General features: G+C 44.5%; 27 protein-coding genes and 2 pseudogenes. 17 read left to right on the top strand and 12 right to left on the bottom strand.

The features are described 5' to 3' along the window. Positions 1-15: 15 nt before the first annotated feature. Positions 16-735, top strand: a pseudogene (locus ACUHGC_RS02670) (IS256 family transposase, variant Zn-binding type); the annotation flags it as partial. Between the two features lie 62 nt (positions 736-797). Here ACUHGC_RS02670 and ACUHGC_RS02675 read toward each other — a convergent pair. The 6 genes from ACUHGC_RS02675 to cyaY all read right to left on the bottom strand — a co-directional run bounded on the left by ACUHGC_RS02675 (position 798) and on the right by cyaY (position 6,276). Continuing rightward, on the bottom strand, positions 798-1,415 hold the full coding sequence (locus tag ACUHGC_RS02675; protein ID WP_446834135.1) for a ferric reductase-like transmembrane domain-containing protein: 618 nt from the start codon (positions 1,413-1,415) through the stop codon (positions 798-800). Next, positions 1,415-2,341, bottom strand: a complete 927-nt coding sequence (gene msrP / locus ACUHGC_RS02680; RefSeq protein WP_446834136.1) for a protein-methionine-sulfoxide reductase catalytic subunit MsrP — start codon at positions 2,339-2,341, stop codon at positions 1,415-1,417. The genes ACUHGC_RS02675 and msrP overlap by 1 nt, the downstream gene beginning before the upstream one ends. A 151-nt stretch (positions 2,342-2,492) precedes the next feature. Beyond that, the gene (sodC, locus tag ACUHGC_RS02685) at positions 2,493-3,038 is read right to left on the bottom strand and encodes a superoxide dismutase [Cu-Zn] SodC (protein WP_446834137.1); all 546 of its coding nucleotides are present in this window, start codon (positions 3,036-3,038) and stop codon (positions 2,493-2,495) included. 106 nt (positions 3,039-3,144) lie between these two features. Beyond that, on the bottom strand, positions 3,145-4,032 hold the full coding sequence (locus tag ACUHGC_RS02690) for an aldo/keto reductase (RefSeq protein ID WP_446834138.1): 888 nt from the start codon (positions 4,030-4,032) through the stop codon (positions 3,145-3,147). Between the two features lie 70 nt (positions 4,033-4,102). Then, a complete protein-coding gene (gene recQ / locus ACUHGC_RS02695) occupies positions 4,103-5,941 on the bottom strand; it encodes a DNA helicase RecQ (protein WP_446834139.1) in 1,839 nt (612 codons plus the stop codon). Between the two features lie 26 nt (positions 5,942-5,967). Next, complete coding sequence (gene cyaY, locus ACUHGC_RS02700; protein WP_446834140.1) at positions 5,968-6,276, bottom strand: iron donor protein CyaY; 309 nt, start codon at positions 6,274-6,276, stop codon at positions 5,968-5,970. 117 nt (positions 6,277-6,393) lie between these two features. Between cyaY and lptM the strand changes: the two genes are divergently transcribed. Both lptM and lysA read left to right on the top strand, forming a co-directional pair. Beyond that, positions 6,394-6,516, top strand: coding sequence for an LPS translocon maturation chaperone LptM (lptM, locus tag ACUHGC_RS02705; RefSeq protein ID WP_446834141.1), 123 nt, complete (start codon positions 6,394-6,396; stop codon positions 6,514-6,516). A gap of 18 nt (positions 6,517-6,534) precedes the next feature. Then, positions 6,535-7,785 carry a diaminopimelate decarboxylase gene (gene lysA / locus ACUHGC_RS02710; protein WP_446834142.1) on the top strand — a complete coding sequence of 417 codons (1,251 nt, stop codon included), beginning with the start codon at positions 6,535-6,537 and terminating at the stop codon, positions 7,783-7,785. A 7-nt stretch (positions 7,786-7,792) separates the two neighbouring features. On the opposite strand, the gene ACUHGC_RS02715 is transcribed toward lysA, so the two are convergent. After that, positions 7,793-8,731, bottom strand: coding sequence for a GntR family transcriptional regulator (locus ACUHGC_RS02715; protein WP_446834143.1), 939 nt, complete (start codon positions 8,729-8,731; stop codon positions 7,793-7,795). A 153-nt stretch (positions 8,732-8,884) separates the two neighbouring features. Between ACUHGC_RS02715 and ACUHGC_RS02720 the strand changes: the two genes are divergently transcribed. The 9 genes and pseudogenes from ACUHGC_RS02720 (at position 8,885) to ACUHGC_RS02760 (ending at position 16,700) form a co-directional block, all read left to right on the top strand. Beyond that, complete coding sequence (locus ACUHGC_RS02720) at positions 8,885-9,889, top strand: zinc-binding alcohol dehydrogenase family protein (RefSeq protein ID WP_446834144.1); 1,005 nt, start codon at positions 8,885-8,887, stop codon at positions 9,887-9,889. Between the two features lie 52 nt (positions 9,890-9,941). After that, a complete protein-coding gene (locus ACUHGC_RS02725; protein WP_446834145.1) occupies positions 9,942-10,931 on the top strand; it encodes a C4-dicarboxylate TRAP transporter substrate-binding protein in 990 nt (329 codons plus the stop codon). 48 nt (positions 10,932-10,979) lie between these two features. Continuing rightward, positions 10,980-11,483, top strand: a complete 504-nt coding sequence (locus ACUHGC_RS02730; protein WP_446834146.1) for a TRAP transporter small permease — start codon at positions 10,980-10,982, stop codon at positions 11,481-11,483. Further along, entirely contained in the window at positions 11,480-12,766 is a 1,287-nt protein-coding gene (locus ACUHGC_RS02735) for a TRAP transporter large permease (RefSeq protein WP_446834147.1), read from the top strand. The genes ACUHGC_RS02730 and ACUHGC_RS02735 overlap by 4 nt, the downstream gene beginning before the upstream one ends. Before the next feature lie 26 nt (positions 12,767-12,792). Then, positions 12,793-13,643: pseudogene (locus tag ACUHGC_RS02740) on the top strand (tagaturonate reductase). 26 nt (positions 13,644-13,669) lie between these two features. Beyond that, on the top strand, positions 13,670-14,236 hold the full coding sequence (locus ACUHGC_RS02745; protein WP_446834148.1) for a mannitol dehydrogenase family protein: 567 nt from the start codon (positions 13,670-13,672) through the stop codon (positions 14,234-14,236). A gap of 3 nt (positions 14,237-14,239) precedes the next feature. Beyond that, a complete protein-coding gene (locus tag ACUHGC_RS02750; protein WP_446834149.1) occupies positions 14,240-15,727 on the top strand; it encodes a UxaA family hydrolase in 1,488 nt (495 codons plus the stop codon). Positions 15,728-15,777: 50 nt separating this feature from the next. Then, positions 15,778-16,020, top strand: a complete 243-nt coding sequence (locus ACUHGC_RS02755; RefSeq protein ID WP_446834150.1) for a PfkB family carbohydrate kinase — start codon at positions 15,778-15,780, stop codon at positions 16,018-16,020. Then, positions 16,017-16,700, top strand: a complete 684-nt coding sequence (locus ACUHGC_RS02760; RefSeq protein WP_446834151.1) for a sugar kinase — start codon at positions 16,017-16,019, stop codon at positions 16,698-16,700. Before ACUHGC_RS02755 ends, ACUHGC_RS02760 begins: the two co-directional genes overlap by 4 nt. 66 nt (positions 16,701-16,766) lie before the next feature. Here ACUHGC_RS02760 and fruA read toward each other — a convergent pair whose 3' ends face one another. The 4 genes from fruA to ACUHGC_RS02780 all read right to left on the bottom strand — a co-directional run bounded on the left by fruA (position 16,767) and on the right by ACUHGC_RS02780 (position 21,665). Beyond that, on the bottom strand, positions 16,767-18,467 hold the full coding sequence (gene fruA / locus ACUHGC_RS02765; RefSeq protein ID WP_446834152.1) for a PTS fructose transporter subunit IIBC: 1,701 nt from the start codon (positions 18,465-18,467) through the stop codon (positions 16,767-16,769). 4 nt (positions 18,468-18,471) lie between these two features. Beyond that, positions 18,472-19,413 carry a 1-phosphofructokinase gene (gene fruK / locus ACUHGC_RS02770; protein ID WP_446834153.1) on the bottom strand — a complete coding sequence of 314 codons (942 nt, stop codon included), beginning with the start codon at positions 19,411-19,413 and terminating at the stop codon, positions 18,472-18,474. A 2-nt stretch (positions 19,414-19,415) separates the two neighbouring features. Further along, the gene (gene fruB, locus ACUHGC_RS02775; protein WP_446834154.1) at positions 19,416-20,939 is read right to left on the bottom strand and encodes a fused PTS fructose transporter subunit IIA/HPr protein; all 1,524 of its coding nucleotides are present in this window, start codon (positions 20,937-20,939) and stop codon (positions 19,416-19,418) included. A 240-nt stretch (positions 20,940-21,179) separates the two neighbouring features. Beyond that, on the bottom strand, positions 21,180-21,665 hold the full coding sequence (locus ACUHGC_RS02780; RefSeq protein WP_446834155.1) for a hypothetical protein: 486 nt from the start codon (positions 21,663-21,665) through the stop codon (positions 21,180-21,182). 213 nt (positions 21,666-21,878) lie between these two features. Between ACUHGC_RS02780 and ACUHGC_RS02785 the strand changes: the two genes are divergently transcribed. The 4 genes from ACUHGC_RS02785 to glpE are packed head-to-tail and all read left to right on the top strand — an operon-like array spanning position 21,879 to position 23,710. Continuing rightward, positions 21,879-22,391, top strand: a complete 513-nt coding sequence (locus ACUHGC_RS02785) for a TIGR00645 family protein (protein ID WP_446834823.1) — start codon at positions 21,879-21,881, stop codon at positions 22,389-22,391. A gap of 32 nt (positions 22,392-22,423) precedes the next feature. Continuing rightward, positions 22,424-23,020, top strand: a complete 597-nt coding sequence (locus ACUHGC_RS02790) for a DMT family transporter (RefSeq protein ID WP_446834156.1) — start codon at positions 22,424-22,426, stop codon at positions 23,018-23,020. A gap of 29 nt (positions 23,021-23,049) precedes the next feature. Beyond that, positions 23,050-23,328: an EamA family transporter gene (locus ACUHGC_RS02795; protein WP_446834157.1), complete on the top strand. Its 279-nt coding sequence runs from the start codon at positions 23,050-23,052 to the stop codon at positions 23,326-23,328. 52 nt (positions 23,329-23,380) lie between these two features. Continuing rightward, complete coding sequence (glpE, locus tag ACUHGC_RS02800; RefSeq protein WP_446834158.1) at positions 23,381-23,710, top strand: thiosulfate sulfurtransferase GlpE; 330 nt, start codon at positions 23,381-23,383, stop codon at positions 23,708-23,710. A 7-nt stretch (positions 23,711-23,717) separates the two neighbouring features. On the opposite strand, the gene ACUHGC_RS02805 is transcribed toward glpE, so the two are convergent. Further along, positions 23,718-24,032, bottom strand: a complete 315-nt coding sequence (locus ACUHGC_RS02805) for a DUF5389 family protein (protein WP_446834159.1) — start codon at positions 24,030-24,032, stop codon at positions 23,718-23,720. A 92-nt stretch (positions 24,033-24,124) separates the two neighbouring features. Here ACUHGC_RS02805 and ACUHGC_RS02810 point away from each other — a divergent pair, with 92 nt between their 5' ends. Next, positions 24,125-24,988, top strand: coding sequence for a rhomboid family intramembrane serine protease (locus tag ACUHGC_RS02810; protein ID WP_446834160.1), 864 nt, complete (start codon positions 24,125-24,127; stop codon positions 24,986-24,988). Positions 24,989-25,038 lie beyond the last annotated feature (50 nt).

Genomic DNA, 25,038 nt, shown 5'->3' on the forward strand with positions numbered 1-25,038 from the left:
GATTGTTCGGTCAGGACTATCCAAAGGCACCTGAAAAAAGCCCCTAAAACGCCACTCAGCACACCGCAAACCACAATGTTGAATCTTATTATGGATGTCACTTTTTTCGGGCGACAATTCGGCGTATTAGTCATAATGGATTCCCGCTCAAAAAAGGTGATTTACCACCAAATCGTTCGTACCGAAAAGGACATTTACTATACCAAAGCCATCAATCGATTGCGTAAAAAAGGATTTATTATTCAATCTATTACTTGCGATGGGCGACGGGGCTTATTGAAAGATATATTTAATACGCCAACCCAAATGTGCCAATTTCACCTTGTTGCAATGGTGATTCGCAAGCTGACGAGAAACCCTAAATCCGTTGCCGGAAAGGAACTGAAAACAATGGTTAAAACACTCAAGCAGAGTCACAAAAATGACTTTTATGTCCGTTTGCATCACTGGTTTTTGCAGCATAAAGCTTACTTAGAAGAACGGTCTGATATACCCGATAATCAGGGTAAATTTCCTTATAAACATCGCAAATTGAGAGGGGCTTATGCCAGTATTAAACGCTATATGGATTACTTGTTTGTCTTTGAAAAATACCCGGAGTTACGGATAGAAAAAACGACAAATCGGCTGGAAGGGCTGTTTAAGGATTTAAAGCAGAAATTATCCGTTCATAATGGACTAAACCGAAGGAATAAGATTATGTTTATACAGGATTTTTTGAATAAAAAGAGCTAGAAAAACTAGCGCTTTAAGAGGAGTAGCCACAAAAATGTCTAATAGAAGCTTAGATCTCAAAATCAGCCACATTTTTGTTTACTATGCCTTTTTATACAGGCTAATCGGCCTGGTAAGCCTTTCCACAGCAAGATCAGAACCGCAAAGCCGAGAAACAGACGCGGCTGCAGCGCTAATCCTTTGCTGGACCAATAATAGTGAATAATCGCCAACACAATGGCTAAATGGCTAAATTGGTGCAATATAAACCACTTTTTTGCCATTTTACGCCGCAACACCGGAGCTGAGCTGACGGCAATAACCAGAAAAATCAGAAACGCGAAGCTGCCTAACAGCAGATAAGGGCGCGTTATCACTTCATTTAAAAACAGCCGATAATCCAGCGCCAGCTCAAAAATCAAATAAGCGCCAAGGTGCAATATCAGCCAAAAAAGCCCCCATAGCCCTAAATCCTGATGCAGGCTGCGTAACCGGCTGTTTGCACTGAGTTGCGAAATCATCCGCAAGATAAACAGCGCACTAAAAATATAAAGTGCGGTCAATCCTAAAAAATGGATTAACTCTTTAATCGGGTCAGCACCTAATAGTTGACTGATATCACCATACTTGACGTTGTAGCCCAGCCATAACAGCGGCAGCAGGCAGCCGAGATGTATCAATCCACGAACGAGGCTCAACATTAGAAATGTTTCCGTAAATCAAGATGTTGATATAACGAGGCAACTTGCTCCGCATAACCGTTAAACAGTAATGTCGACTGGCGTTTAACTGAAAACAATCCGCCGCTGCCGATAACCCGTTCACTAGCTTGCGACCAGCGCGGATGATCGACTTGTGGGTTAACGTTGGCGTAAAATCCGTACTCATTTGGCGCCAGTTTTTGCCAAGTATTGAGTGGCTGTTGCTCTGTCAAGGTGATTTTCACGATCGATTTAATGCTTTTAAATCCGTATTTCCAAGGCACAGCTAAACGTACCGGCGCTCCGTTTTGCGGTAGTAATGGTTTGCCGTATAGTCCGACAGCCATTAATGTCAGCGGGTGCATCGCTTCTTGAATGGTTAATCCTTCAACATACGGATAATCAATTCCGCCGCCAAAATAGCGATCCCGTTGTCCCGGCATTTGTTGCGGATCGTATAAGGTTTCAAATCGAACATATTTGGCATTGCCGGTCGGATTGGCGGCGTTTAATAATTGATTGAGTTCAAACCCCAGCCAAGGAATGACCATTGACCAGGCCTCCACACAGCGAAAACGGTAGATTCGTTCTTGTAACGGGAAGCGTTGCTGCAAATCGTTCCAATCAAGGGTGAGAGGGTTGTGAACTTCTCCGTCAACCGTCAGTGCCCAAGGGTTGGTCTGAAAATTGGTGGCGTGTTGTTGCGGATCTTGCTTGCTGGTGCCAAATTCATAGAAATTGTTATAGCCGATGATCTTGTCTTCGGCGGTAGGCGTCAGGTCGCTACTGCCTTGTAACACCGATTGCGCCCGCGCAAAGTCGGGTAGCAACAAGCTGCTGCCGGCAACACCAAGTGCGGTCAGAATTTTACGCCGTTGGTGAAAAATTCGTTCATCGGTTACTTCGTTTTCTAAGTATTTATTCATATTAAGCCCCTTTATCATGTCGAGTATTTTTATGACAAAGTGAAACGGGAAAAGTGCGGTTTATTTATAGCGATTGAGTCTTAGAAAATGATGAATTCATCTAAAAACAACCCTGATGAAAACATCAGGGTTGAGAGTTGTAGTAATAGGATTATTTAATCACGCCGCAGGCCATTCTCGCCCCGCCGCCGCCAAGTGCTGCCGGGTGATCTGAGTAGTTATCGCCGCCGACATGGATCATAACCGATAAGTTTTTAATTTCGGATAATGATTTAATTCGTGGTGCCAATACCGGATTGGTCGCGGTGCCGTCTTGGTTAACCGCGAATGCCGGCAAATCACCCAAGTGGGAATCGTTTAGCCAAGGAAAACCGTGTTTTTCCGCTTTTTTCGGATCCCAATGTCCGCCGGCTGCCAAACCTGCCACCAGTTTTCCGTCTTTTTCTTTAGCATCACAGCTTGGGTTTTGATGCAGGTGGAAGCCGTGCAGTCCCGGAGTAAGGCTATTGAGTTGTGGCGTAAACACTAAGCCGTACTCGGATTCGGTGACCACAATGGTACCAATGTCTTTGTTGCCGTTAGTCGGATCGAGCTGCTGTACGTTAATCGTCAGCTGATCGGCTTGGTTTGCCAAGGTTGTAGCAGGTAAAGCGAATGCGCAAAGTGAAAGTGCGGTTACAACCAGTGTTTTTTTCATACAGTCTCCTTAATGAGTGATAAAATTCGATCGTTAGTTATCGGATATGTCTACAATAAAACATAATTGACAAAATTTTAAGTAATCCGTTTCACAAATTATTTAATTACGGAATATCATGCCCCTGTGCCGCTTTATACACTTCAATCCATTCCTGTTCGCTAAAGCGGATTGACAGCGCATCAACCGCGCGTTTAATCCGGCGCAGTTCGCCCGATCCGATCACCGGTGTGATTTTTGCCGGGTGGCTTAACAGCCAAGCAAACGCCAAGGTATCCAAATGGCTTTCATTGAAGCGTTGCCCGATGTCGAGCAATGTTTTGCGCACCCGCACGCCGGCAGGATTGTCCTTGTTGAACAACTCGCCGCCTGCCAGTGGAGACCACGCCATCGGGCGAATGCGTTTTTCCATTAAATAGTCCAACGTACCGTCATTAAACGGTTGTAGATGCAGCGGTGAGATTTCAATTTGGTTGGTGATCAGTGGCTGTGCAACATAGGATTGCAGCATACTGAATTTGCTCGGTGTGTAGTTCGACACCCCGAAAAACCGCACTTTGCCGCTGCGGTGTAGCTCCTCAAACGCTTGCGCCACCTGCTCCGGATCAACGCACGGCGACAGGCGGTGGATCAGCAATAAATCCAAATATTCACATTGCATTTTCTCGATTGAGCGTTCTGCCGAGGCGATGATGTGTTGATAACTGTTGTCGTAATAGTGGCTGTTAATGGTTGGAAATTCTTGGCTGGGAAATAAAATACCACACTTGGTCACTAAGGTGATTTGTTGGCGCAGCGACGGCTTTAATTTCAACGCTTGCCCGAACGCTTCTTCATTGGTGAACGAGCCGTAGCAGGCGGCGTGATCAAACGTTCGGATCCCCAACTCAAACACCTGTTCGGTCAGGCGCAATAATTGCTGTGCGGTTAAATTCCACTGCTTCAAACGCCAATAGCCGTGTACTAAACGATCCAGTTGAAATGTGTTGCTCATCATGTTCTCCTTTTTACGTGGATTAACTATGAAATCATAGCGCAAAAGTGCGGTGTTGTGGCAGCTTATTTTAACGGCTTTGCAGATTTGCCTGATGTTCTTTAATTAAGGCGATAAACGGTTGGGCGAAACGATCTAATTTACGCAAGCCGACACCGTTAATTTGCAGCATTTCACTTTGTGAGGTCGGCATGAGTTGCGCCATTTCTTGCAGCGTGGCGTCGTTGAACACCACATACGGCGGAATGCTTTCCCGATCAGCAATTTGTTTACGCAAAAAGCGCAGGCGAGCGAACAGGTCTTTGTCGTAGTTTCGCAGACCGTTGTTCTGTGAATGTTGAATCACCGACATCGACAAACGTGGCGTTGCCAGTGAAAGTGCGGTTTCACCACGCAAGATCGGGCGTGCGGCTTCGGTCAGGCGCAGGGCGGAGAATTGCAGAATATTCTGCTCGATATAGCCGAGATGGATCAGCTGGCGAATCACATTAAACCAATACTCTTGGCTCTGTTGTTTGCCGATTGCAAACACCGACAATTTGTCGTGTCTGTACTCTTTAATTCGCTGGTTTTGCAAGCCGCGCAACACCGCCACCACATAGTGAATCCCGAAATTTTGCCCGACCCGATAGATCACCGACATCACTTTTTGTGCGTCCAGTAAGCCGTCATAAGACTTCGGCGGATCGAGGCAAATATCGCAATTTTTACAACCGGAGGTGCGGTGTTCGCCGAAATAGTTCAACAACACCAAGCGGCGGCAGGTTTGTGATTCGGCAAATGCGCCCATCGCTTGCAGCTTGTGCTGTTCCACTTGCCGCTGTTTGTTGTCGGGCTTTTCCAGCAGCATTTTGTTCAGCCAGTTGTAATCGGCAGGGTCATACAACATCACCGCTTCCGCCGGCAAATCATCACGTCCGGCACGGCCGGTTTCCTGATAATAGGCTTCAATGCTGCGTGGCAGGTCAAAATGCAGCACAAAACGCACGTTGGATTTATTAATCCCCATGCCGAACGCCACCGTTGCCACCACCACTTGAATATTGTCGCGCTGAAACGCCAATTGGGTCGCTTCCCGTTGTTCAATCTCCATGCCGGCATGATAGGGAGCACAGCTGATATTACGCCGTTGCAGGCTTTCACACAGCTGTTCGGTTTTTTTGCGGCTGTTGCAATACACGATTCCGCTCTTGCCTTTTTGCCCCAACACAAAACGGCACATCTGTTCGACTGCTTTGTATTTTTCAACCAAGGTGTAACGAATATTGGCACGATCGAAGCTGCCGATGTATTGATACGGCTGATCCAAATCCAAATATTGCAAAATATCCTGACGGGTCGCCTGATCGGCAGTGGCGGTCAGTGCCATTACCGGCGTGTTGGGAAAGCTCTTTTTCAAGCCGCCAAGTGCGGTATATTCGGGGCGGAAATCGTGCCCCCATTGTGAAATACAGTGCGCTTCATCAATCGCAATAAAACTGACACGACATTGGCAGATAAACTGAAAAAAGCCGGTGGTCATCACCTTTTCCGGCGAAATATACAGCAGCTTCAACTCGCCGTTGATCGCTTTGTTTTGTACTTGCTGTTGCTCGGCAAACGATTGACTGGAGTTGAGATAAGCGGCTTCCACGCCGTTGCTTAACAGCTGATCGACCTGATCTTTCATCAATGAAATCAGCGGCGAAATCACGAGGGTTAAGCCGTCAAAACAGAGAGCCGGTACTTGATAACACAGCGATTTCCCGCTGCCGGTCGCCATCACCACCAACGCATCTTGCCCGCTTAACACCGCCTCAATAACTTGCTGCTGCCCTTGACGAAAGGCATGATAGCCGAACACTTGATGTAACACCTCAAGTGCGGTTTTTAAATCTGGGGTGGACTTAGCCGGTCTAACAACAGACAAAGACTCAGCGGCGGAACTGTGTAGCATTAAGCGAAATCGACATATTCGCCGTAAGCCGACATTGCGTCAGTTAACAGCTGAAAAAATTCCTGCTGATCGTTGGTCAGCCACACGCCATCGCGGAATTTAAAATGATAGCCGCCCAGCTTACTGGCAAGCCACAATTCCAATAACGGTTCTTGTTTGTTGATCACGATTTGCTGTCCGTTTTCAAAGCTGATGGAAAACACTGAGCCGTGGGTATCGCAATCCACATCAATCCCTTGTTGATCGAATTGCTCTTCAATATAAGTCCAGGTTTGCTCAACCTGTTGGTGAAATTCTGCTACGTTCATAATAAGATTCTGTCTGCGGATAGTGGGGACGAATTATAGTAATTTTCACACAATAGTGATAGCACAAAGCGTCAATTAATGGTAAAAAGAGCCATTATCCAATGATAAGAGGCAGTTATGAAAAAATATTTAGCTTGTCTGTTGGCAGGCGCAATGTTGCTCGGATTGAGTGCGTGCGGTGTGAAAGGCCCGCTTTATTTTCCAGAACAACAAAAACCGCAACAAACCGAAACACAATAACCCCGTACAGGATTTACAATGGATTTTTTTCAGTATCAACAAAACCAATTGATGGCGGAACAACTGCCGGTGGCAGAGATTGCCGCCCAATTCGGCACGCCACTTTATATCTACTCCCGCGCCACCTTAGAACGCCACTGGCGCGCGTTTGACAACGCATTCGGCGATCATCCGCACTTAATCTGTTTTGCGGTGAAATCCAACTCCAATATTGCAGTATTAAACATTATGGCACGACTCGGTTCAGGCTTTGACATTGTGTCACAAGGCGAATTGGAACGTGTTCTAGCGGCGGGTGGCGATGCCAGCAAAGTGGTATTTTCCGGCGTGGCAAAAACCGAACAGGAAATCGCGCGTGCATTGGATGTGGGCATTCGCTGCTTCAATGTGGAGTCAACTTCCGAACTGAAAAGAATCGACCAAGTGGCGGCAAAATTAGGCAAAATTGCGCCGATCTCACTGCGAGTGAATCCGGACGTGGACGCTAAAAGCCACCCGTATATCTCCACCGGTTTGAAAGAGAATAAATTCGGCATCAGCGTTGATGAAGCAAGAGCGGTTTACCGTTTGGCGGCAAGTCTGCCGAATATTCGGATCAGCGGCATGGACTGCCATATCGGTTCACAGTTAACCGAATTGCAGCCGTTTTTGGACGCCACCGATCGTTTGTTGGTGCTGATGCAGCAGCTTAAAGAGGACGGCATTGAGCTGCTGCATCTGGATTTGGGTGGCGGTTTGGGCGTGCCGTATCACGGCGAAACGCCACCACACCCGAGCGAATACACCACTGCACTGCTGCAAAAACTGCAAGCCTACCCGGATTTGGAAATCATTCTGGAACCGGGGCGGGCAATTACCGCCAACGCCGGCATTTTGGTCAGCAAAGTGGAATACCTGAAAAGCAACGAATCGCGCAATTTTGCGATTATCGACGCCGGCATGAACGACATGATCCGCCCGGCACTGTATCAAGCCTATATGGAGATTGTCGAAGTTGACCGCACTTTAGCACGTCAAAGTGCGGTTTATGATGTGGTCGGTCCGATTTGCGAAACTTCTGATTTCCTCGGTAAACAGCGGGAATTGGCAATCGCCGAAGGCGATCTGATCGCCCAACGTTCCGCCGGTGCTTACGGTGCAACCATGTCCTCCAACTACAACTCCCGCCCGCGCACGGCTGAAGTGATGGTCGATGGCGATCAGGTGCATTTAATTAAACGCCGTGAAAGCTTTGAAGAGTTGTGGCAGTTGGAGCAGTTAGTGCCGTAGGTTGATGTTAAACAGCACTTGACAGTGCTGTTTTATTAATTAAGGCAATGCTATTTTTTAAAGTTTTTTTGGCTGTATTTAGGTGTTGCTTCAGTTCGATTTCTGCACCTGGTTTATCGTTATTTAAGATATTTTGGATAATAGCTAGATGTTCCTCTACAGCTAAAATATTACGTTCAAGTAAATTACTATTATCCCATTGATAATGAAAATGAAATATTACTGAAATCAGTTCGATAAAGTCGTCAATAAATGGGTTATTGGCTGCAGAAAGTAATAGCGAGTGGAGCTTGTTATCCAAACCGGAGAAATCAGGATATTCTTTGATAACATTGTTGCGCAGATTCTGATGTAAACCAAATAGTATTTTCATCTCTATCCACCGTTTATCCTCTTTTGGGAGCATCATAAAACACTCAAGCGCATGAATTTCCAATAGCTCTCTTAATTCAAATAATTTATCAGCATAGTATTCATTGATCTCTATTAAACGCCATCTTCCTCTAGATAAACTCTCAATCAGATTAAATCGAGAATATTGTATTAGATATTCCCTAACAGTAAAAATATTGACGCCAGCATCTTTAGATAGCTGGAGTTCTGTGAAAATATCTCCAGGTTTTAGTAGCTTCTTTTGAATGACATCTTTAAAGTAAATATCAATGGATTGATATTGGTTTTTTCTAGGGTATTTTATTCTGACTTCAGAAAGGATATCTGATTTTTCAGGTAGGCGTATAATTTGATATTTTCCTTCTTTTTCTTCTACTATGCGAGCATTGATTAAATGTTGGACAGCATGACGGATAGTCGTTCTACTCACATTGCAGAGATCTGCCAACATAACCTGTGATGGTAAATATAATTTGAATTGCCCGCTGGATATAAATTCAAGTATTTGATTTACTGTGTCATATCGTAAATTTTGATTTCGCCCTCTGCTCATTTAAATACTCTCCTCCTGGTTTATCATCGAATAAAAAACACTAAAAAAACATAAAAGCACACTACTTATCACAAATCAATCAACTAAGTTTAAAAAATAAGAAAATTTAGAAAATAATGTATCCACTATCTTTCAATCATATAAGGACACATTATGAGATCGCTCGTTTGCATGGAGCCATTTAGCCTCCAATATCAAGAAAGACCTGAGCCTGTTGCAAAAAGCAATGAGGTTGTTATTAAAGTATCGGCTGTTGGTATTTGTGGTACAGATATCCATGCTTATCAAGGAAATCAGCCATTTTTTGAGTACCCACGTGTATTAGGGCATGAGGTGTCCGGTAGTATTACAGCGATAGGTAATCAAGTTAAAAATTATAAAATCGGTGAGAGAGTTGCACTAATTCCTTATTTATCATGTGGTAAATGCGTTGCTTGTAAAAATGGAAAAACGAATTGTTGTGAAAATATCTCAGTTATGGGAGTTCATCAAGATGGTGGATTTAGTGAATTTTTAGCCATACCAGAAACTAATATTATTCCTATAGATGATAATGTTGATGATATTAGTGCAGCATTAATAGAACCTTTTGCTATTAGTGCTCATGCGGTGCGCCGCGCTAACGTTATTAAAAATAGCCAAGTATTGGTCGTTGGGGCGGGTCCTATCGGGCTTGGAGTTGCTGCGATAGCTATTGCCGAAGGAGCTAAAGTGGTTGTTGCTGATACGAGCTTAGAAAGACGAATGCACATTCAACAAAAATTAAAAGTTGATGTAGTTGATCCTTTATCTGAAAAAATTGAAAGTCATTTTGACGGTATATTGCCGGAGATTGTCATTGATGCGACAGGCAATCCACATTCTATGAATAATACAGTTAATTTTATTTGCCATGGAGGAAAAATTGTTTTTGTTGGGCTATTCAAAGGTGATTTAGTTATTAATGATCCCGATTTCCATAAAAAAGAAACAACCTTAATGGGGAGCCGCAATGCAACAGAAGAAGACTTTGTTAAAGTACAAAAACTAATGTCAGAAAATAAAATACACTCATCTATGATGTTGAGTGATATGTTTAAATATGATGATCTTGTTAATATTTATGAAAATGAAATTATTAATAACAAAAGTTTGGTAAAAGGCGTAATACTCTACTAATAGGTCTTTATTTTAATATAGACTTTACAACAATGATAGCGAGGATGACTCTATGACTATTTTTAAAAAATTAAAAGGTATTTCTTTATTAGGCGCTATTGGGCTAAGTATTAGCTTTGGTGCTCAATCTGCAACCGAGATAATGATTGCATATGGAAATCAACCGGGTGAGCCGATAGATAAAGCAATGCATTATTGGGCTGATCAAGTTAAAGAAAAATCTAATGGAGATATTATTTTTAAATTATTTCCATCTAGTCAGCTTGGTAGCGAAACTGAAGTCATGGAACAAGCAAAATTTGGAGCAAATATTATCACTATTAGTGATTACGGTGCATTAATGGATATTGTGCCAGATTTAGGAATTATAAATGCACCTTATTTAAGCCAATCTTTTGAGAAAAAATCAAAATTACTACATTCAGAGTGGTTTAATAAACTATCTAATCAACTTGATCAAAAAGGCGTACATATTGTGATTCCTGATGTAATTTACGGAACAAGACATTTATTAACCAAAAAAGCAGTAACTACGCCCGATGACTTAAAAGGAATGAAAATTAGGGTTCAGCACTCGCGTTTATTTGTGGCAACGATTAAAGGGATGGGTGGGGTACCTACGCCAATGTCATTAGCTGACGTATATCCTGGATTATCGGAAGGGATTATTGATGGATTAGAAAATCCTACAGTAGTTCTTTTTGGGGAAAAATTCTATGAAGTTGCTAAAAATTTAAACCTCACCGCACATACAAAACATATGTCCCCGTTTGTCGCCGGTAATGTTTTCTGGCAAAGATTAACAGAAGAGCAACGAAATATCATTAAAGATACTGGAGCTGACATGGTTAAGTATGGTGCTTCTCTTATTGAACAAAATGAAATGGAAGCACTAAATAATCTTAAAGATGCTGGGGTTACAGTAAATGAAGTTGATCTTGGTGCATTTGAGACGGTTGTCAAAGAGCAAATACAAAAAGATTTTCCAGAATGGACACCTAATTTATATGTAGATACTCAAAAATTACTTTCTGAACTGTAATTCTTAAGAGGGGATAATTCCCCTCTAATTTATAAAGGAATTTAAAACATGAATGATATACCTAAAAAAGAATTATCCATTTGGATAAAATTGAGTTCAATAGATGAAATTTTAGCATCTATATTTTTGTCGATCATAGTAATTTTATCTGCTTATGGAGTTATTACTAGGTATATATTAAACTCACCTAGTGCATGGGTAGAAGAAGTTTGTATTGTGTTTTTTATTTGGTTTACATTTTTAGCATCTAGTGCTCTAGCTAAGAATAATGAATTAATAAGAATAGATTATCTCTTAACTAAAATACCAGCTAAATTAGCTAATATTATTGATGGGATATTTCAGCCAATAATTATGATTTTTTGTCTAGTATTTATGATTTATCTTGGATTTAAGCTTTTGCCGATGGCGCAATTTAGGTTTACTCCTTCATTACAGTTGTCTTACGCATATATTTATGCAGCCATACCAATCAGTGCGCTATTTATGCTCTTCTATGAGCTGAGAAAAATACTTTACTTTTTTAAAATAAATAGAGGAAGTAAGTCATGAGTATATTCATTCCAATAATTATCTTATTAGTATTATTTACATTAGGCATTCCAGTTGCATTTTGTATCTTTTTTTCAACGTTAAGTTATTTTTTGATGAGTGACTTACCAATGATTATGTTAGTGCAACGACTAGCCGGTAGTCTTGAGTCTGTTACGTTATTAGCAATACCATTCTTTATTATGGCAGGCGTTTTTATGAATCACTCAGGTATTAGTGAACGACTACTTAAGTTTTGTGAAGTACTGACAGGGCATTTAAATGGAGGATTAGCTCAAGTTAATGTTGCTTTAAGCACTTTAATGGGCGGTTTATCCGGCTCTAATATTGCTGATGCCGCAATGAATTCAAAATTGTTGGTTCCTCAGATGGTAGCTAGAGAGTATAGTGCTTCCTTTTCTTCAGCTGTAATAGCAGCAGGATCTTTAATTACACCAATTATTCCTCCTGGAATAGCAATGATTATTTATGGCTATGTGAATAATGTATCAATTGGACGTTTATTTTTAGCTGGTGTTGTACCAGGTTTCTTGCTTTGTATTTTAATGATGGTCTTGGTTTCTATCATTTCTAAAAAAAGAGGTTATTTGCCTATTAGAGAGAAAAGAGCTTCATGCAGAGAGATTATTTTTTCAGCTAAAGATGCAGTATTAGCTTTAATGCTACCAGTAATTATTATTGGTGGAATTAGAATGGGTGTATTTACACCAACGGAAGCTGGTGCTATAGCAGTAATTTATGCCTTAGTGTTAGGTATGTTTGTTTATAGAAAAATGAATCCCTATCAGCTTTGGCTTTCAATTAGAGAATCAGCTCTAGGTGCTGCAAATGTATTATTAATTATTTGTGTGGCGGTTGGATTTTCAAAATTCCTAACTTGGGAAAGAATTCCGCAATCCTTGGCTACTTGGATAACTCAAATTGTTGATAGCCCACTAACATTTTTAATAATTGTTAATATAACTTTATTAATATTAGGAATGTTTTTGGAGGGGAATGCTATTATGATTGTACTAGCCCCTCTTCTTGCACCTATTGCGCATTCATATAGTATAGACCCTATCCATTTTGGAATTGTATTTATTTTTAATGGAGCAATTGGGACTATTACCCCACCTTTAGGAACAGTAATGTTTACTACATGTTCAATCACAGAAGTGCCAATTGAAAAATTTATTAAGGACGTTATCCCATTTTGGTTATTGCTGGTTGTTGAGTTATTACTATTAACCTATATTCCGGCAATTACAACTGCACTACCTAACTTTGTTTATGGCTCTTAATTACGAACTGATTATAAGGATATGATATGAAAAAATTAAACCGCCAAAATTTCCCCGGCCCACAATATCCGACCAAAATCGTTCAATTTGGAGAAGGAAATTTTTTACGTGCCTTTATTGACTGGCAAATAGATATTTTAAATGAAAAAACAGGGCTAAATGCGGGAATCACGATTATTCGGCCAATTGATACCGATTTTCCTCCATCACTGGATACTCAAGATGGGCTTTATACCACGGTTATTCGCGGTTTAAATGAGCAGGGTGAGGCAGTGAAACAAACTCGAATTATTCGCTCTGTTAATAATGAAATTAATATTTATCAGCAGTTTGATGATTATTTGGCGCTAGCTCAAGATGAAAATATCCAAATTGTTTTTTCCAATACGACGGAAGCCGGTATCAGCTATAGCGAACACGATCGGTTTGATGATGCGCCACCTGCCAGTTATCCAGCAAAGTTAACACGGTGGTTATATGAGCGTTTTTGTCATTTTAATGGTGATTCGGAGAAAGGCTTGACCCTATTACCGTGTGAACTAATTGATTATAACGGCGATCAGTTAAAACGGCTGGTTTTAAAATATGCTGACCAATGGCAATTACCACCGAGCTTTTCCGCTTGGCTCGAGAATATAATACTTTTTGTTCGACATTGGTTGATCGTATTGTCACCGGCTATCCGAAAACCCAAGCCGCTCAATTAGAAAACGAATTGGGATATCACGATACCTTTTTGGATACTGCAGAATACTTTTATTTGTTTGTGATCCAGGGGCCGGAATCGATTAAATCCTCATTACATCTGGATAAAATCGCAATGAATATCTTGGTTGTAGATGACATTAAGCCTTATAAAGAAAGGTCGCTATTTTAAATGGTGCTCATACCGCACTTGTGCCGGTGGCATATCTGGCTGGAATGGATTACGTTGGACAAGCGATGGATGATGAACAATTACGTGATTTTGTCGAACAAGCTATCTATCAAGAAATTATCCCGGTGCTTTCTTTACCGCAAGATGAATTGAAAACATTTGCACAAGCTGTGATTAATCGCTTCCGAAATCCGTTTATTCAGCATCAGCTGCTATCAATTTCCCTAAACAGTATGACCAAATATGTAACCCGAATTTTACCGCAGTTATTGGCATATGTTGAAAAATACAAGAGCCGGCTAACTTTTGCATTGGCGGCATTAATCGTGTTTTATCGAGGTCAACGAAATGGAGAAGCCACACCGTTGAATGACGATCAGCATTGGCTACAACATTTTGAATTGTGGTGGCGACAAGTCGAACAACAGCAAATTTCTATTGCTCAGTTGGTTAGCAACGTACTTCAACAACGCGAACATTGGCAGCAGGATTTAAATGAAATTCCAGGGTTAGGTTTGCAAGTGAGCGAACAGATTAATTCTATTTTAGCAAACGGGATACGCACAGCATTGAGAGTTTATTGTAAGGATTAAGATATGAAACAGCTTATTCAAATTAATTCTGAAGATAATGTTGCCGTTGCCTTGCAAGATTTGGCAGTGGGGCAACAGATTGTGTTTAACGGGATTGAGCTAACGGTTCAAAGTGCGGTTATGCGTGGGCATAAAATTGCATTACTGCCGATAAATACCGACGAATTGGTGATTAAATATGGCTACCCGATTGGACACGCTACACAGCCGATTGGTGTGGGAGAGCATGTTCATGTGCATAATACCAAGACTAATTTAAATGATATCAATCAATATCAATACGAACCGATTTTAACGACGCTGCCACCACAATTAGCTGATAGAGAAGTGCGGTTATATCGTAGAAAAAATGGCGATGTCGGTATTCGAAATGAACTTTGGATTGTGCCGACCGTTGGTTGTGTTGTCGGGATTGCGCGTCAAATACAAAAACAATTTTTAAATAATCATCCCGACTTGGCAATTGATGGAGTTCATACGTTTAACCACAGTTATGGTTGTTCACAGTTGGGTGATGATCACCAAAATACGAAAATTATTTTACAGGACATGGTTAAACATCCAAATGCCGGCGCGGTATTGGTTATCGGTTTAGGCTGTGAAAATAATCAGGTCAATGAATTTGAACGCACTTTAGGTGACTTTGATCCTGAGCGGGTTAAATTTATGATTTCGCAAAAAGTGACAGATGAAATCGAAACGGGGGTTGAATTACTTGAACAATTGTACCAAACCATGCAGCAAGATAAGCGTGAAAACGGTTATTTAAGTGAGGTGAAATTCGGCTTGGAGTGTGGTGGCTCCGATGGTTTTTCCGGCATCACTGCGAATCCGATGCTGGGTTTGTTCTCGGATTACCTGACCTCACATGGCGGTACGACGGTTTTGACCGAAGTGCCGGAAATGTTTGGCGCCGAGCGGATTTTGATGAGCCACTGCCGTGATCAAGCCACCTTTCAGAAAACGGTAGAAATGGTTAATGATTTCAAACACTATTTTATTGTACATAATCAACCGATTTACGAAAATCCGTCGCCGGGCAATAAAGACGGTGGGATCACTACGTTGGAAGATAAATCTCTTGGCTGCACGCAAAAAGCAGGTCATAGCCAGGTTGTGGATGTTTTGAAATATGGTGAAAGGTTAAAAACGAAAGGGTTGAATTTACTCAGTGCGCCCGGAAATGATGCGGTAGCAACGAGCGCATTAGCGGCTGCCGGTTGCCATATTGTGCTATTTACCACTGGCCGTGGAACACCTTATGGCGGTTTTGTGCCGACCTTAAAAATAGCGACTAACAGTGAACTTGCAGAGCGAAAAAGACACTGGATTGATTTTGATGCCGGCCAGTTACTACGCGATGTTTCAATGCAAAAAATGCTGAATAATTTTATTGAATTACTTGTTCAAACGGTAAACGGGCAACCGGCTAAAAATGAGTTAAATGATTTTCGCGAATTGGCAATTTTTAAGAGCGGTGTAACTTTATGACAAGTGCAATAAACTTGATAACCTCAAAAATCGCTATTCTTGGTGAGTGTATGATTGAATTATCGGTTAAGGAATCAGCGCCAAAGCTAGCGTTTGGCGGCGATACTTTAAATACCGCCATTTATCTTTCCCGCTTGCTGAGAGCAAAAAATGCTGAGGTTCATTATGTCACCGCACTTGGGCAAGATTCGTTTAGTGAGCAAATGCTCGCAAACTGGCAGCAAGAAGGGATAAGGACAGAGCTAGTACAACAGCTGCCGGATAAATTGCCCGGGTTGTATTCTCCATTGTGACGGATAAACAAGGCGAGCGCAGCTTTTACTATTGGCGCAATGATTCGGCAGCACGTTATTGGTTGACTACAGCAGATAGTGATTCTATTGTCCAACAGCTGCTGAATTTTGATTATCTCTATTTAAGCGGTATTAGTGTAGCGATTTTGGATTCCCCTAGCCGTGAGAGTTTGTATCGTCTACTTGCTGACTTCAAACAGCAAGGCGGTAAAATCATTTTCGATAATAATTATCGTTCGATACTTTGGGATTCTCCGGAGACGGCAAGAATGGCTTATCAACGGATTTTGTCACTCACAGATATTGCTTTTCTTACACTGGACGATGAGATTGTACTCTGGCAACAAGAAAATGATTTTACCGAACAGCAACAGAGTGCGGTTGAGGCTGTGATTACACGCACTCAGCGTTATGGCGTGGCGGAAATAGTGATTAAACGCGGTTCGGAAAGTTGTTTTGTCATACAGGGGGAAAATCGGTCAGAGATTGAGGCTAATAGCATCCCTGCCGATAAGATAATTGATACGACGGCAGCAGGCGATTCCTTTAGTGCAGGTTACCTTGCAGAACGATTACAAGGTGGCTCAATAACTATTGCTGTAGAACAAGGGCATAAACTGGCAGGAATAGTTATTCAGCACCGCGGCGCGATCATTCCAGTAGAAAAAATGCCGAACTAGGATTAGTGGTGATAAAAATAAACCCCGAAAATATCGGGGTTTTGATTACCTCAAAGCAGTTGCGGATTAAACCAACGCTTCCTCTTTCGGTTTAATTGCGGCATATAAGAAACCGGTTACCGCAGTACCTGCCAAGATAGCAACTAAGTACAACAACACCGGCTGAATGGCGCCCGGGATTGCCAATACGAAGATCCCGCCGTGTGGTGCCATCAGTTTGGCGCCGAACAGCATTGATAACGCGCCGGTTACTGCGCCGCCGATCATGCAGCTTGGGATAACGCGCATCGGATCGCGGGCGGCGAACGGAATCGCCCCTTCGGAGATGAAGCATAATCCCAATACGAATGAAGCCTTGCCGCCTTCACGTTCGCTTGGGGTGAATTTTTTACGCGCCAGGAAAGTCGCTAAGCCCATACCCAAGGCTGGCACCATACCTGCCGCCATGACCGCTGCCATTGGCAGGTAAGAGGAGGAGGCTAGTAAGCCGACGCCGAAAGTGTAAGCCGCTTTGTTGACCGGGCCGCCCATGTCGAAACACATCATTGCGCCCAAGATAATGCCGAGCATAATTGCGCTGCCGGATTGCATTCCGGTCAGGAATTCGGTCATGCTGCTCATGATCCAAGCAACCGGTTCACCGATAATATAAATCATCACCAAACCGACAACCAAGGTTGCCAAGAAAGGAATGATCAGAATCGGTTTCAGTGCGTTCATGGTTGCCGGCAATTTAACGTGATCGGCAATCGCTTTCGCCACATAACCGGCAAGGAAACCGGAAATAATCCCGCCAAGGAAACCGGCGCCGATTGAACTGGCGAGCATCCCGCCGACTAAGCCCGGCGTTAAGCCCGGACGATCGGCAATTGAATAGGCGATATAGCCGGACAGCACCGGAATCATCAAGCCGAATGCACTGCCGCCACCGATTTGCATTAATGCCGCCGCTAATGTGCCTTCTTCTTTAAAGGCTTCAATCCCGAATACGAAGGATAATGCGATAATCAACCCCCCGGCGACCACCACCGGCAACATATGCGAAACCCCGGTCATTAAATGGCTGTAAACGCCTTTTTTCTCGGTTTTTTCTTCTTGTTTGACCGCACTTTTCACTGCGGTGCCGGTGTACACTTTAGCTTCTTTGAACGCTTTCTCGAACTCTTGCGCGGTTTTTTTCAACGCCAGTCCGGTTGAAGTGCGGTACATTGGTTTGCCTTCAAATTTGCTTAAGTCCACATCAATGTCTGCGGCGATAAACACTAAATCGGCTGCGGCAACGTCTTCTGCCGAAATGATGTTATTCGCGCCGACTTGCCCGCGGGTTTCAACTTTGACGTTCCAGCCCTGTTTTTTGCCGTATTCGGCAATCGCTTCTGCCGACATAAAGGTGTGCGCCACCCCGGTCGGACACGCGGTGACGGCAACGATATTTTTCACGCCACTGCTGCTGATTTGGCTTCCGCTTGCTGCAACGTCGGCGGCAGTTTCAGCCGGTGCGATATAGTCGCTGGCTTGTGCTAATGCGTCGGACAAGGTTTTTTCCGGTGCGGAAAATGCGGTTTCCAATCCGGCTAAATAGACTTTTTTGCCGTTTAATTGCGGGTTATTCGGCAAATTTTCACCGAGCACCACCACGACATCGGCATCGGCGGCATTCTCCACCACCTTGTGCGAGGCATTCGCCGCGGCAGCGGCTAATACTTGACGCACCAAGAAGGTCTTGGTTTTGCCGAGGGCGGGATCTTCGATCAGTAGAATGTTCATGTTATTATCCTTCTAAAACGTTAATTTCAACTTGCTGTAAAATCTTATCGACTAAAGTGCGGTCATTAATGCCAACGTTACTTTGTGAAACGGCGAAAGCCGAAACCGCGCTGGCAAATGCCAAGGTTTCCGCCTGCTGCCAATTTTGGCTGATGCCGTAAATTAAGCCCGCTACCATTGAATCACCGGCACCGACGGTGCTGACCACGTTTTCACATTTCGGCGGTCTTGCCTGCACCACTGCGTGATCGCTCAACCAAACCGAGCCTTCGGCGCCCATTGAGATGATCACATTGGCAATGCCTTGCGCTTTTAATTGTTTGGCGGCGGCAATGATTTCCACTAGGTTGGTTAACGGTTTGCCGATCCAGGCTTCTAATTCGCGGTGGTTTGGTTTGACTAACCACGGATTGGCTTTCAGCCCGGCGGTTAAGGCGGCGTGGCTGCTGTCGAGCACCACTTTCACGTCGTTTTGTGCCAATTGGCTTAACCATTGGGTGAACTGTTCCGGCGTTACGCCGCGCGGCAAGCTGCCGCACACCGCCACCACATCAAATTCTTTGCTCCACGCCAGTGAATCTTGCACAAATTTCGCCCAGTCGCATTCGTTGATTTGATAGCCCAAAAAGTTAAGGTCGGTGACATCAGCCTCCGTTTCAGTAATTTTTACGTTGATGCGTGTCTTACCGGGAACACGCTGAAATTTATCGTCTAAATTTAACGCTTGAAACATCTGGCTGAAGTCACCTTGATTGTCTTCGCCGAGGAAACCGCTTACCGTGACATCGACATCCAGATCATGCAGCACTTTGGCGACATTGATGCCTTTGCCTGCCGGAAACAAGCCCAGTGTTTCTACGGTGTTTACTTCGCCCAATTCGATTCGTTGTAAACGCCCGACCAAATCGTAGGCGGTGTTTAAAGTGATAGTTGCGACTTTTGCCATGCTTATTCCCCTAAGCCGGCGGCAATTGCCGCACCGATGGCGTCAATCGCTTGCTGCGCATCTTCACCTTTGGCGACAAAACGCATTTTTTGCCCTTTCACCACGCCGAGTGCCACCACTTTCATCATGCTTTTGGCACTGACGGCAGCAGTTTGGCGATCGAGGTTTTCAACGGTGATTGCCGATTGGAATTTTTTTGCTTCCTGCACTAATAATGCGCAAGGTCGCGCGTGTAGGCCGTGTTCGTTTTTCAGGGTGAAGATGCCTTCCACTTGTTGTTCGCCGCCGGTTGTTGCGTCTGCGCTCGCTGCGACCGCACTTGCCGCAGGCTCGGCAGCAATATTCACTTCTTCAATGCTGTCCGGTTGTTGTGGCGTGATGCCGGCACCTTCGCCCAATCCGTCGGCAATCGCTTTGCCTACCGCTTCAATTGCGGCTTTCGCATCGTCACCTTCGGCAACAAAACGTAAACGGTGTCCTGCAACGACGCCTAACGCGACTAATTTCATCAAGCTTTTGGCATTAACTGCGTTGCCCGGACGATCCAGATTTTCGACGCTGACTTTCGCGGCGAACGGTTTCACCGTACTGACCAATAATGCACCCGGACGGGCGTGTAAGCCGTGTTCGTTGCGCACGGTGAAGGTGCCGATCACTTGGCTGACCGCACTTGTGGCAGCGGCTGTATTTGCTTGCGCTTGTTTGCCCTCTAACAACGCGACCACTTGTTCGCCACTGTTGGCATTTAATAGCGCTTGGCGGACGTTTTCGTCCAGTAAGCGGGTTAATATCGGGTTAAGTTGCGCATCGACGGCGGCAACGGTGACCACTGCCCGCACAGCATTGCCACGGCTGTCATTAAATGCCTGTTTGGCGCGGCTAAATGCCACGGCGTTATATTGGTTGCCTTTTGGGTTGTCGTTCAGCCAAATTCCGTTGCCGAGCGCCAAGCCCTGATCGCCGATCACTTGGCTGACAAACTGAGTGTTGACCGCACTTTTGGCTTCTAATTTGCCGGCATTAATCGCAGCTAAGGTTAAATGGCTTGCTGTTTCAACATCTAATGACACAAAGTCGGCTTGCAGCGCTGCTTCTTTTTTCTCGCCCATTAAAATGGCGCCGAATTCGGCTTTGTCTTGTAAAGTGACTAAGGACGCAGCGGTGTCGTCATCGCCTAAAACATGGGTCAGTTGGAGCAACAGTGCCAAGTGTTCGTCAGAACGGGCGGCAATCCCGATTACGATATACGCGGTGTTGCCTTCGCCCCACTCAATCCCTTGCGGAAATTGGAAAATCTGCACGCCGGTTTTTTTCACCAGTTCGCGGGTTTCCAGTGTGCCGTGCGGAATGGCAATGCCGTTGCCTAAGAAGGTTGAGGTTTGCTGTTCGCGCGCCAACATTCCTTGTAAATAACCCGCTTCGACATACCCGCCTTGTACCAACGCGTTGGCGGCAAGTTCGATCGCTTGTTGTTTATTATCAGCGGTTGCTGATAAATGAATGTTATTTTCCGGTAAGTTAAACATTCAGTGCTCCTATATATTTGAAAAAAGAAAAGTCATCATTTCTTGTTGCTGAATAAAAAGCAAGCAAATTGGTTGTTTTTTATTAATTGAAACGTTTCAGCATAAAAGATAAAAATTTTGCCACCATAAGTCTTGCGGTGGCAAATATAGACTTGCTGTATTATTAGCCATTCACCTGATCGGTTCAAGCTGCGCAATAAGAAAAATCGTCAAAAAGTGATATGAATCACGTTTTCTCGGCTATTTTTGGCACGCCGACAAGAATTGCGCGGTGCCGGTGGTTAAATAGGGATCATCTTCCGCACGCAATCGGGCGTTGCTTAAATCGCGCATTGCGTCATAGATGCCTTGGGTCAGGCTCGGTTTATTCAGCTTTGACCAGCAGCCTTTACTTAAGCGGGAAAAGTTATTTTGTAATTCTCCGGCAAACACCACGCCGCTGCGAAAGGCGTAAATATCACTGTCTTGCAATTGGTTGTATAACTTTTTGCGCATATCCTCTACGCTCTCTTTAATGTCGCCGCGATACCACGCTTGCGCGCCGCGCGCAAAAGCGTCCACTTCATAGTTGTCGTCTACAATGCCGTCAAACGACTGTACTGTGGTTTGATAGGCGATGGCATAAGATTTGGCATCGCGTTGGCTTTCCGCCAAATCGATCACCGGCTTTGAGCTACAAGCGCTTAAGAGTAACGCCGCGGCTAAACAATAAATTTTTTTTAACATCCGTTTTCTCCTTAAAACCGCACTTTTGCCAAGTGCGCTGTCTTTTATGCCACTTCCTGCGGTTTTTGTCGATAATTTTCTGCCTGGAATCTTGCTATTTCAGCGGAAAATAGGTAATTTTCTCTCACTTTTATTTGCCCCTATTCTGTCAACAAGAAGATTAAAATGGAAACACCAGAAACAACCGAAACAACCATTGAAAAACGCGATCGAATGAGAAGAACGTCGATTTTCAGTAAAATTATTTTTGCCAGCCGCTGGATTCAGCTGCCGATCTACATCGGGCTGATTGTGGTGCAGATTATCTATGCCTACAAATTTATCAAATCGCTGTGGGAATTGGTGGTCAATCTCGGCAATATGAATGAAAATGCAGTTATGCTGGCGGTGCTGAATTTGATTGACGTGGTGATGATCGCCAACTTGCTGATCATGGTGATTGTCGGCGGTTATGAAACCTTTGTTTCCAAACTGAACACCGACGGACACCCGGATCAGCCGGAATGGCTGAACCATGTAAATGCCTCGGTGCTGAAGGTGAAACTGTCGATGGCGATTATCAGTATTTCGTCGATTCATATGCTACAAACCTTTATCAACGTGGCAAACTTGCCGGAAAAACAGATGATGTGGCAATTGTTGCTGCATTTGGGTTTCTTGGCGTCGGCGTTAGCGATGGCTTACACCGATCGGATTTTGTACGGCACCAGCCATAAAAATCACTAATGTAATCCAATTAACAACCAAGTGCGGTATTGATGAGCAATCTTAGCAAAGGCATTCTGGCGATGCTGATTTCCGCCTTGGGCTTCACCGTGATGGCGGTTTGCATCAAGCTGGCGGGCGATTTGCCGGTGGTGCAGAAGTCGATTTTCCGCAATGCGATTGCCGCGCTGTTGAGCGGCTATCTGGTGTGGAAAAACCGCACGTTGTTTTTCGGCAGTAAAATCAATCGCCGTGCATTGCTGTTGCGTTCGTTGTTCGGATTGTTCGGTGTACTGTTCGGCTTTTATTCAATCGCTCATCTGTTGCTCAGCGATGCCGACATGATCATGAAACTGTCGCCGTTTATCTTGATTGCCTTATCGGCGCTGTTTTTGCAAGAACGGGTGAGCGGGCGCCAACTGCTGCTCTGCCTGTTGGCATTTGTCGGCGTGCTGCTGATTATTCGCCCGGGCTTCGGTATTGCAAGTGGTGCGACTCAAACCGCACTTTTTGCCTATGTTATCGCAATTCTCGGTGCGGTTTTTGCGGCTGCGGCGTATTTGATGTTGCGGGTGCTGGCGTTGAGCGCCAAACCGGAATTGCCTTATACCATCGTCTTTTTCTTTTCTTTTTTTCAACCGCTGCGTTGATTCCGCCGCTGTTGTGGCAGTTTGAACCGATGTCGGCGCAACAGTTGGGCTATTTGTTGCTGTCGGGCGTGATGGCGACGGTCGGGCAGTTCGGCATCACCTTGGCATACCGTTACGCCAGCGCCAAAGAAGTGTCGATTTATTCGTATGCGTCGGTATTGTTTGCCACTCTGTTCGGGGTTTGGCTGTTCGAACAATATCCGGATTGGTTCAGTTGGGGCGGTTATCTGCTGATTTTCCTCAGCGGCTATTGGATGTTTCGTTTGAATCGTAAAACTGTGAACAAATCCTTCCCTCAAAAGGGTTAAATTGTTAGCATTTACTTAACATTTAAACTAAAAAAGCACACGAGAACCGCCGATGAGCACTGAAATTGAAACCATCACCCCGCAACAAGCCTGGCAGCAGGTGCAGGACGGCAGCGCCGTATTGCTGGATATTCGCGATTTGCGCAACTACAGCTTTCGCCGCGCACCGCAGGCTTTCCATTTAACCAATCAAAGTTACGGCGCATTTTTGGATCAATATGATTATGAATTTCCGATTTTGGTGATGTGTTATCACGGCGTCAGCAGTCTTAACGTCGCGCATTTCTTGCTGGAACAGGGCTTTGATCACGTTTACAGCGTTAAGGGCGGCTTCGACGGCTGGCTGCGCGCCGGAATGCCGACTGAAAGTGATTTAGAATAACGCGGATTTAAAGCCAGACCGAACGGATTAGATACGCCAGAAACAGATAAAACGCCACAAATCCCAGCGCTAAGACTGCCTGTGCCGCTCGTTGTGAAGTGCGGCGCAGTTTGGCAACCAGCAACGCCAGCGCGAACAACACCGCCGGATAAACCCAAAGTGCGGTTGAGAACCAATAAATTTCACGACTGCTCAGTGCCGGATTATCGGCAACCGAAGGCGAAATCAGCAGTGCCAATAGCCATAAAATCGATGGCAGGCAAAACAGCGCCAATGCCCAAGCAAAGCCGGAAAATCCGGTCGGTTGTTGCGGTTTACTCACGTTTTATCCTTGTTTACTTTTCATCTGTCGGGGAAGCGGCTAGTATAGCTTAACTTGTTTATGATGAAACGGATTATTGAAAGATTGTCACAATGAAAATAATTTTAAGCACCGATCAAGCGGAATTGGCGCTGCGGTTTGGCGATTATATCCGCCAGCAATATCAGCGGGATTTGCCGCTGTATCAGCAACAAACCCACTATGTCTTTGCCCTGCCGGAAGATGATCCGCAGTTGGACGCATTCTTGAACGAAGCGGAACGCTATCGTTTGAATCCGAGTGCGGAAAAATATATGCAAGCCAGTTGGCAAGGCGGGCAGACGTATTCCCTGCACGGACGTTTTGCACAATGGCTACCGCAAGGTGGCGCGTGGCGAACCGCACTTCGGCAAGCGCCTTTCAGTTGGACGATTGCGCTGTGCTGTGTGCTGGTTTATCTGCTGACGATCAGCGGTTATCGCGCCGAGGTTTATCACTGGATGCACTATCCGGAAAGCAGCGCGCAGTATCAGCAAGTTTGGCGATTTTTCAGTCATGCGCTGGTGCATCTGTCGTTTTCGCATTTACTGTTTAACCTCACATATTGGCTGATTTTTGCGGCGATGATTGAGAAAAACGACGCTGCAATGCGCGGTTCGGGCAAGGTGCTATTGCTGTTTTTGTTGATTGCGGTCGTCAGTGGCGCGGTGCAGAACAGTTTCAGCGGCGCGGCGTTTTTCGGGCTATCCGGTGTGGTGTACGGCGTGCTGGGCTATGTGTACCTGATGAGCCGTTTTGATCCGGCAAAACGCTTCCGTTTGCCGAGCGGCTTTATTTATCTGCTGCTCATCGGAATCGCGTCCGGTTTCATCGGACCATTAATCAATTTGCATTTCGGCAATGCGGCGCATATTTCCGGCTTATTGCTCGGCATTGCTGGGGCGTGGGTTGAGATTGTTCGCCTGCGGCGGGTGTAGTTTTTGATAGGGCCGCTTGCTTACGTTGGTATGCTGTTTTCCGGTAGCAA

This window comes from Testudinibacter sp. P27/CKL/0425 (assembly GCF_052931395.1).